This window comes from Streptomyces sp. ME19-01-6 (assembly GCF_033793745.1).
In the GTDB taxonomy this organism is placed as follows: domain Bacteria; phylum Actinomycetota; class Actinomycetes; order Streptomycetales; family Streptomycetaceae; genus Streptomyces.
In genome coordinates, this window is sequence record NZ_JARAXF010000106.1 from 1 (window position 1) to 1,146 (window position 1,146).

Genomic DNA, 1,146 nt, shown 5'->3' on the forward strand with positions numbered 1-1,146 from the left:
CCGGCCGCTGTGGCTGGGCTCGCTCAAGTCCAACATCGGCCACACGCAGGGCGCGGCGGGGGTGGCGGGCGTCATCAAGATGGTGATGGCGATGCGGCACGGCGTGCTGCCCGCCACCCTCCACGCCGACGAGCCAACCCCCCACGTCGACTGGAGCGGCGGCGAACTGCGCCTGCTGACCGAGCCGGTCCACTGGCCACAGACGGAGGAACGCCCGCGCCGGGCCGGGGTGTCGGGGTTCGGGATCTCCGGCACCAACGCCCACGTCATCCTGGAAGAGGCCCCGGCACCCCCCGAGCCGCAAGAGCCGCGTCCCGCTCAACCCGCCGTCCTGGGCGGCGTAATCCCCTTGACGCTCTCCGCGCGCAGCCCGCAGGCCCTGGCCGAACAGGCGCGCCGCCTGTCCGAGACCCTCGCCGACGCCGCAACCACCGACCCCGCCTCCGTGGCGTGGTCGCTGACCACCACCCGCACCACCTTCAACCACCGCGCCGTGATCACCGGCACCGACACCCCCGGCCTCCTCGCCGCGCTCGACGCCCTGGCCACCGGCACCGAACACCCCCACCTCACCCAAGGCACCGCCCTCGACCCCGAACAGGGCCCCGTCTTCGTCTTCCCAGGGCAAGGCACCCAATGGCGCGGCATGGGCGTCGAACTCCTCGACACCTCCCCCGTCTTCGCCGCCCGCATCGCCGAATGCGAACACGCCCTGACACCACACGTCGACTGGTCACTCACCGACGTACTACGCGGCACCGACACCACCACCGACCCCACCCGCGTCGACGTCATCCAACCCACCCTGTGGGCCATGATGGTCTCCCTCGCCACGCTCTGGCAGCACCACGGCATCACCCCCACCGCCGTCATCGGCCACTCCCAAGGCGAAATCGCCGCCGCCTGCGTCGCCAAAGCCCTCACCCTGGAGGACGGCGCCCGCGTCGTAGCCCTGCGCAGCCAAGCCCTACGCGCCCTCGCCGGCCACGGCGCCATGGCCTCCCTCACCCTCACCGCCCACCACACCACCCAACTCATCAACAAACTCGGCAAGGCGGCACAAGGCGTCGCCATCGCCGCCCACAACGGACCCCACGCCACCGTCATCTCCGGACCACCCGACCAGATCACCACCGTGCTCGCCAC

1 protein-coding gene is annotated in these 1,146 nt (G+C 71.7%); it reads left to right on the plus strand.

Annotated features, from left to right (window positions below; all coding sequences use genetic code 11):
- Nucleotides 1-1,146, plus strand: a 1,146-nt coding sequence (locus PV419_RS52830) for an acyltransferase domain-containing protein (RefSeq protein WP_319701238.1), incomplete at both ends; no start/stop codon positions are given.